Consider the following 7,039-nt stretch of genomic DNA (forward strand, 5'->3'; position numbering starts at 1 on the left):
CCACCGTGACGCTCACCCTGCTGCCGGCCGTCGACGTCGCCGACGGCCAGGCCGTCCGCCTCGTGCAGGGCGCCGCCGGCACCGAGACCGGCTACGGCGACCCGCTGGAGGCGGCGCTCGCCTGGCAGCACGACGGCGCCGAGTGGGTGCATCTGGTCGACCTCGACGCCGCCTTCGGCCGTGGCTCCAACGCCGCGCTGCTCGCCGACGTGGTCGGCCGCCTCGACGTCAAGGTCGAATTGTCCGGCGGCATCCGCGACGACGCCTCGCTGCGGGCGGCGCTGGCCACCGGCGCGGCCCGGGTCAACATCGGCACGGCCGCCCTCGAAGACCCGCAGTGGTGCGACCGGGTCGTCGGCGAGTACGGCGAGCGGGTGGCGATCGGGCTGGACGTGCGCGGCCGTACCCTGTCGGCCCGGGGCTGGACCCGCGACGGCGGCGACCTCTTCGAGGTGCTGGAGCGGCTCGACAAGGCCGGCGCGGCCCGCTACGTGGTCACCGACATCACCAAGGACGGGACGATGCGCGGGCCCAACCTCGACCTGCTGCGCGAGGTGTGCGACCGCACCCCGGCGCCGGTGATCGCGTCCGGCGGCGTGTCCACGCTCGACGACCTGCGGGCGCTGGCGACGCTGGAGGGCGCCGGTGTGGAGGGCGTCATCGCCGGCAAGGCGCTCTACGCCGGTGCCTTCACGGTCCGCGAGGCCTTGGCGGTGCTGTCGTCGTGAGCGTCGCGGTCCGGGTGATCCCCTGCCTCGACGTCGACGCGGGGCGGGTGGTCAAGGGCGTCAACTTCGTCGACCTGCGCGACGCCGGCGACCCGGTCGAGTTGGCCGCCGCCTACGACGCCGCCGGAGCCGACGAGCTGACCTTCCTCGACGTGACCGCGTCCTCCGACGACCGGGGCACGATGCTCGACGTGGTCCGGCGTACCGCCGAATCGGTCTTCATCCCGCTCACCGTCGGCGGCGGCGTGCGTTCGGTGTCCGATGTGGACACGTTGCTGCGGGCCGGCGCCGACAAGGTCGGCGTCAACACGGCGGCGATCGCCCGGCCGGAACTGGTGCGGGAGATCGCGCAGCGGTTCGGCAACCAGGTGCTGGTGCTCTCGCTCGACGTGCGGCGGGAGCCGGGCGGCGGCTTCGAGGTGACCACGCACGGCGGCCGGAAGGGCACCGGGCTGAACGCCGTCGAGTGGGCGCGCCGGGTCGCCGATCTCGGCGCGGGGGAGATCCTGCTCAACTCGATGGACGCCGACGGCACCCGGGCCGGTTTCGACCTGGAGTTGATCCGCGCCGTCCGGGCCGTCGTCGACATCCCGGTGATCGCGAGCGGCGGCGCCGGTGCCGTCACCGACTTCCCACCGGCGATCGACGCCGGCGCCGACGCGGTCCTCGCGGCCAGCGTCTTCCACTTCGGTGAGCTGCGGATCGGCGATGTGAAAACGGTGCTGCGTGAGGCGGGCCACCCCGTCCGGGCCTGAAACGGGGTCGCAAGATCAACCGCCGGCGTGGTGGGATGCCGAGCATGGGCGTGCGCGAGAACCTGGTTCCCCCGGCCGGCCTGCCCCGGGCGTACGCCCTGGTGAGCTTGATCTTCGGGATCGGGATCGGGACGTTCAGCACCGGCAGCGCGGTGTTCTTCACCCGGGTGGTCGGGCTCGCGCCGCACGAGATCGGCATCGGCCTGTCCGCGGCGGCCGGGGCGGTGCTGGTCTGCTCGGTGCCGCTGAGCGCGCTGGCCGACCGCTGGGGGCCGCGCACGGCGTGGCTGGTCGGTGTGGCCGGCAGCGCGGCCGGGTTCCTGCTCTGGCCGTTCGCCCGCGGGTTCGTCAGCTTCCTCGCGATGATCGTGTTCTTCGAGTTGGTCAACGGCATCGGGCAGGCCGGCCGCAACGTCTACCTGATCGAGGCGGTGGAGCCGGAGACCCGGGTACGCACCCAGGCCTTCGCCCGCTCGTGGCTCAACGTCGGCTGGTCGGTGGGCGCCGGCCTGGCCGCCGTGGCGCTGGCGATCGACACCCACGCCGCCTACCTGGCGCTGCCGCTGGCCAACGCGGTCGTCCTGCTGGTCAACCTGCTGCTCATCCTGCGCTTGCCGGCCGGTCCCGCGGGCCGGTCCCGCCAGCAGCGCCCGGCCGGCCAGCGGCACGTGTTCACCGACCGCCCGTTCCTGGCGGTGACGGTGCTGTGCGCGGTGCTGCTGGCCTACGGGACGATCGAACTCGAGGTCGTTCCACTGTGGCTGCTCACCCACACCGACGCGCCGAAGTGGTGGATCGGCGTGCTGACCCTGATCAACACGCTGATGGCGACCACGCTGCAGGTCTGGATGACCCGCGGCGCGCACACCCTGGGCGGCGCGGCCCGGGCGCTGCGACTGGGTGGCCTCGCGGCCGCGCTCGGCTGCCCGGTCGTCTACCTGGCCGGCGCGACGTCGGGTCTCGTCACGATGGCGGTCTTCGTCGCGGCGACCGTGCTGTTCACGCTCTCCGAGATGTGGCAGTCGGCCGGGTCGTGGACGCTCGCCGCCGAACTGCCGCCGGCCGAGCGCCGCGGCGAGTATTTCGGTGCCTTCCGGATGGGCAACTCGGCGATCCAGATGGTGGCGCCGGCGTCGCTGATCGCGCTCGCCGTGACCACCGGCGGGTGGGGCTGGCTGCTGATCGGGGGCGTGTTCCTGGCCGCCGGCACCGCCGCGGTGCCGGTGGTGGGCTGGGCGGCCCGGCTCCGTACGCCGGCGGAGCCGGCGCCCGCCCTCACCTGACCGCGTCCGCCGGGCCGAGGTGCCGGGCGATCTCCTGCTCGCAGTCGGCAAGCGGACGGGTCGTGTCGAGGATGAGCCGCGCGTCCTCCCGTCGCTGGTAGTCGCCGGCCGCCGCACGGACCTCGTCCCAGGTCGGGTAGGTCCAGCCGGGAAGGTCGCTGGGCCGGGTGTCGACCCGGCGGCGATGCTCGTCGGGGTCGGGGCACACGGTCTCGATCACCACGTGCCGCACGCCGACCTCGTCGGCCAGGTGCCGCCAGCCTTCCCGGGCCGCCACGACGGGATTGACCGCGTCGGCGACGACGGTCATGCCGCGGCGCAGATGACTGGCGGCCACGTCGTGGGCGACGCTGTAGGCCGCGATGCCGGTCTGCGCCGGCGTCAGCCCGTTGCGGCGCAGCGCGCCCTCGATCTCGTCGATGCGCAGCCACACCGCGGCCAGCCGGGTGGCGAGTGACCCCGCGAGGGTCGACTTTCCCGTGCCGGGAAGGCCACCGAACTCGATCAACATTGGAACTCCTCAATCGCTTTACAGCCTGTATAGTCGATGGCTATACACGACGTCAAACGGAAGGTGACCGATGCGAGCCGACAGTCGGCGGGCCGCCTCGACCGCGGCGACCCACCAGGCCATCGTCGACGCCGCCCGGGAGCTGCTGGCCACGCGCCAGTGGCGCGAGTTCACCCTCGACGCCGTCGCGAAGCGGGCCGGCGTGACCCGGGTGACCGTCTACAACCAGGTGCGGTCCAAACAAGGCCTGCTCGACGCCGTGCTCGCCGACGTGGCCCAGCACGCCGGCATGGACCAACTCCTCACCGACACGCGGGATCTGACCGCCGCCGACGCGCGCCGGTTCGTCATCGAGCGGACGTGTCGCTTCTGGCATGCCCAGCGCGACGTGCTGCGGCCGCTCTTCGGCCTCGCCGCGGTCGACCGTGAGGTCGCCGCGACGCTGGCCCGACGCGAGCGGTGGCGCGCGGACCAGATCCACCGGCTGGTGCTGCGGCTATCCGCGACGCCGCCGCGCGAGGCGTTCGACCGCTCGACCGTGGTGGCCGGCGTCATCGCGCTGACCTCGTTTCCGACCTACGACGGTCTCGGCCCGCTCGCCGACGATCCGGCGCGGGCGGCCGCCCTGATCGACCACTTGGTGGTCAGCCTGACCGGCTGAGGTCAGTCTTCGGGGGTCTCGACGCGGCCGGCGTACTCGAGGATCGCGGCCGCGTGATCGGCGTCGTCGAGGGTCCAGTCGGTGTCGACCGGAAGCGGCCGGCGGTGCAGGCGGGCGAACATCGTGTCGACCGCGCCCATCCCGACCGGCCGGCTGCGCCACAGCGCCTCGCCGGCCGGCGTGACGCGGAACCAGCCGTCGCCCACGGTGATCAGGCCGGCCCCGGACAGGCGGCGGACCGCTTCCTCGACCTCACGCCGGTCGGGTAGGGACTGTCGCAGGTGGTCGGCCATCGAGAGCACGTCGGCGAGCCGCACGCCCTCGGGCCGTCGGGTCGTCGCCGACCGCATGTGTCGGCCGGCGCCGTTGGCCATCACCACCGCTACGAAGATCCAGGCGTCGGATCGTCGCCAGCCGTCCTGCCCCATGGCCCCAATGATGCCAACGTCAACGGCCCATGAACATTGGCGTGATCTTTCGTTTACCTGAAACCTTCATCGTCGATGCATCATGTCGCGGGGTCGGGCAGCGGTTCGCCGCCGAGCCGCGGCGCCGACGGGCGCACCGCGAAGAGCGGGATGAACAGGTGGTTCAACGGTCCGATGAGGAGGGCGTACGCCACCGTGCCCACGCCGATCGTCCCGCCCAACAGGATGCCCGCGCCGAGGACCGTGAGTTCGATCACGGTACGGGTCAGCCGGATCGACCGGCCCGCCCGGCGCGCCACCCACCCGGTCATCAGACCGTCGCGCGGGCCGGGTCCGAGCCGGGCGCCGATGTAGAGCCCGCCGGCGACGCCGTTGAGGAGGATGCCCAGCACCAGGAAGGTGATCCGCACCGGCAGCGCGTCGGGCGTCGGCAGCAGGAACAGGGTGGCGTCGACCGCGAGACCGATGAGCACGATGTTGCTGACGGTGCCGATGCCCGGCTTCTGGCGCAGCGGTATCCACAGCAGCAACACCACCGCACCCACGATGATCACGATGGTGCCGAACGAGAGCCCGGTCTTCTCCGCGAGGCCCTGGTGGAACACGTCCCACGGGTCCAGCCCGAGAGTGGCCTCGATCTGCAGGGCCATGCTCGCGCCGTAGAGGACCAGCCCGGCGAACAGCTGGACCAGCCGCCGGGGGAGCCGGTCACGCAGGTCGATAGGGGAGTTCGGGTGGTTGCTCTCGGACGCCATGCATGCCACTCTGAAGGCCAATTGGTTCGGCGCTGAAGAGCCAATTCGCGAGGAGTGGATATGACAAGCCTGGTCCGGGGCAGCCAACTCGCCCGCCTGCTCGGTCACTGGCACGCCTTGCCGGGCCGCCGCCGCAACCCCGACTACGCGGCCCTGGCCGGCGCGGTCCGTGGCCTGCTCGCCGACGGCCGCCTCCCGCTGGGCATCCGGCTGCCGGCCGAGCGCGAGCTGGCCGAGGCGCTCAAGGTCAGCCGCACCACGGTCACGGCGGCCTACCGCGAGCTGCGCGAGAGCGGCCACCTGACCAGCCGCCGCGGCGCCGGGAGCTGGACCACGCTGCCCGGCGGCCACCGGGTGGCCAGCACCGGCCTGTGGACCCCGCTCAACGACCTCGACATGATCGACCTCGGCTGCGCCGCCCTGGCCGCGCCGCCCGAGCTGATCCCGGCGGCCCGGGCCGCGGCCGATGAGCTGCCGCGCTACCTGGGCGATGCCGGCTACCACCCGACCGGCCTGGTCGAGCTGCGCGAGGCGGTCGCCCGCGGCTTCACCGACCGTGGCCTGCCGACCAGCCCCGACCAGATCATGGTGACCAGCGGCACCCAGCAGGCGCTCGACCTGGTGCTCCGGCTGACCGTGCAGGCCGGCAACGGCGTACTCATGGAATCGCCGACCTATCCCAACGCGCTGGCCGCGCTCTCCGCGCGCCGGGCCCGGATCACCACGCACGGCCTCGACATCGACGCCGGCTGGGACGGCGAGTTGCTGCTCGGGGCGTTGCGGCAGAGCACACCCCGGCTGGCGTACGTGATTCCAGAGTTCCACAACCCCACCGGCCACCTGATGGCCGCCGACCTGCGCGAGCGGATGGTCGCGACGGCCCACTCGACCGGCACCGACCTGGTCGTCGACGAGTCCTTCGTGGACCTGCCGCTGGACGGCGTCGAGATGCCGCCCCCGGTCGCCATGTTCGACCGCCACTCCCGGGTGATCACGATCGGCGGCATGAGCAAGCCCTACTGGGGCGGCCTGCGTATCGGCTGGGTCCGCGCGTCGGCGCCCACGGTCCAACGCCTGGCGGCGCTGCGGGTCGGCGTCGACATGTCCAGCCCGGTGCTCGACCAGCTGGTGGCGGCGCAGTTGCTCGACCGCGCCGACACGATCGTCCCGGCCCGCCGGTTGCAATTGGCCACCCAGCGCGACGCGCTCCTGGACGCGCTGGCCGAACACCTCCCGGAGTGGCGGGTCCGCCCGCCACAGGGCGGGGTGACGTTGTGGGCGGAACTGGACGGCCCCATCTCCAGCGCGCTGGCCCGGGCGGCGGAGGAGGTCGGCGTCCGCCTGGCACCGGGCCCGCGGTTCGGCCTGGACGGCACGCTGGAGCGCTTCCTGCGGCTGCCCTACACCCTGCCGGCAGGCGACCTGGTCGACGCGGTCAAGCGAATCGCGACGGTCCGCTACGACCTCGACCACACCCCGCACCCGGGCTGGCGCAAGCCAGTCGTCATCGCCTAGCCCGATTCCGCCCGAACGCCCCACGCGAAGGTCCGGACGCGCGGGGGTCCGAAGGCGCGCGGGTCCGGGCGCGCGCGGGTCCGGGCGCGCGAGGGTCCGGGCGCGCGAGGGTCCGGGCGCGCGAGCCGCGTGAAGGTCTGGGCGCGCGAGGGTCTGGGGTCGCGCGAAGGTCTGGACACGCGAGGCGCGCGAGCGTCTGGACGCGCGAGGGTCCGGGCGCGCGAGCCGCGTGAAGGTCTGGGCGCGCGAGGGTCTGGGGTCGCGCGAAGGTCTGGACACGCGAGGCGCGCGAGCGTCTGGACGCGCGCGGGTCCGGGCGCGCGAGCGGCGTGAAGGTCGGGGCGCGCGAGGGTCTGGGGTCGCGCGAAGGTCTGGACACGCGAGGCGCGCGAGCGTCTGGACG

General features: G+C 73.3%; 8 protein-coding genes. 5 read left to right on the top strand and 3 right to left on the bottom strand.

All coding sequences use genetic code 11. The annotated features are described in order from the left end of the window. Positions 1-5: 5 nt before the first annotated feature. The 3 genes from priA to AB0J74_RS00255 are packed head-to-tail and all read left to right on the top strand — an operon-like array spanning position 6 to position 2,766. Positions 6-728 carry a bifunctional 1-(5-phosphoribosyl)-5-((5-phosphoribosylamino)methylideneamino)imidazole-4-carboxamide isomerase/phosphoribosylanthranilate isomerase PriA gene (priA, locus tag AB0J74_RS00245; RefSeq protein WP_363442524.1) on the top strand — a complete coding sequence of 241 codons (723 nt, stop codon included), beginning with the start codon at positions 6-8 and terminating at the stop codon, positions 726-728. Beyond that, the gene (gene hisF, locus AB0J74_RS00250; protein WP_363442527.1) at positions 725-1,483 is read left to right on the top strand and encodes an imidazole glycerol phosphate synthase subunit HisF; all 759 of its coding nucleotides are present in this window, start codon (positions 725-727) and stop codon (positions 1,481-1,483) included. Before priA ends, hisF begins: the two co-directional genes overlap by 4 nt. 44 nt (positions 1,484-1,527) lie before the next feature. Further along, complete coding sequence (locus tag AB0J74_RS00255) at positions 1,528-2,766, top strand: MFS transporter (RefSeq protein WP_363442530.1); 1,239 nt, start codon at positions 1,528-1,530, stop codon at positions 2,764-2,766. On the opposite strand, the gene AB0J74_RS00260 is transcribed toward AB0J74_RS00255, so the two are convergent. Further along, positions 2,759-3,277: an ATP-binding protein gene (locus AB0J74_RS00260; protein ID WP_363442533.1), complete on the bottom strand. Its 519-nt coding sequence runs from the start codon at positions 3,275-3,277 to the stop codon at positions 2,759-2,761. The two genes, AB0J74_RS00255 and AB0J74_RS00260, sit on opposite strands and share 8 nt — an antisense overlap. Before the next feature lie 70 nt (positions 3,278-3,347). Between AB0J74_RS00260 and AB0J74_RS00265 the strand changes: the two genes are divergently transcribed. Continuing rightward, a complete protein-coding gene (locus AB0J74_RS00265) occupies positions 3,348-3,938 on the top strand; it encodes a helix-turn-helix domain-containing protein (protein WP_363442536.1) in 591 nt (196 codons plus the stop codon). A gap of 2 nt (positions 3,939-3,940) precedes the next feature. Here the strand turns inward: AB0J74_RS00265 and AB0J74_RS00270 are convergent, their stop codons facing one another. Together AB0J74_RS00270 and AB0J74_RS00275 are read right to left on the bottom strand one after the other, a co-directional pair. Continuing rightward, complete coding sequence (locus AB0J74_RS00270; RefSeq protein ID WP_363442539.1) at positions 3,941-4,366, bottom strand: hypothetical protein; 426 nt, start codon at positions 4,364-4,366, stop codon at positions 3,941-3,943. An 80-nt stretch (positions 4,367-4,446) separates the two neighbouring features. Next, on the bottom strand, positions 4,447-5,121 hold the full coding sequence (locus AB0J74_RS00275) for a hypothetical protein (RefSeq protein ID WP_363442542.1): 675 nt from the start codon (positions 5,119-5,121) through the stop codon (positions 4,447-4,449). A gap of 60 nt (positions 5,122-5,181) precedes the next feature. On the opposite strand from AB0J74_RS00275, the gene AB0J74_RS00280 reads away from it, so the two are divergent. After that, entirely contained in the window at positions 5,182-6,636 is a 1,455-nt protein-coding gene (locus AB0J74_RS00280) for a PLP-dependent aminotransferase family protein (RefSeq protein ID WP_363442545.1), read from the top strand. Positions 6,637-7,039: the final 403 nt, after the last annotated feature.

The sequence above is a fragment of the Asanoa sp. NPDC049573 genome (assembly GCF_040676615.1).
In the GTDB taxonomy this organism is placed as follows: Bacteria; Actinomycetota; Actinomycetes; order Mycobacteriales; family Micromonosporaceae; genus Asanoa.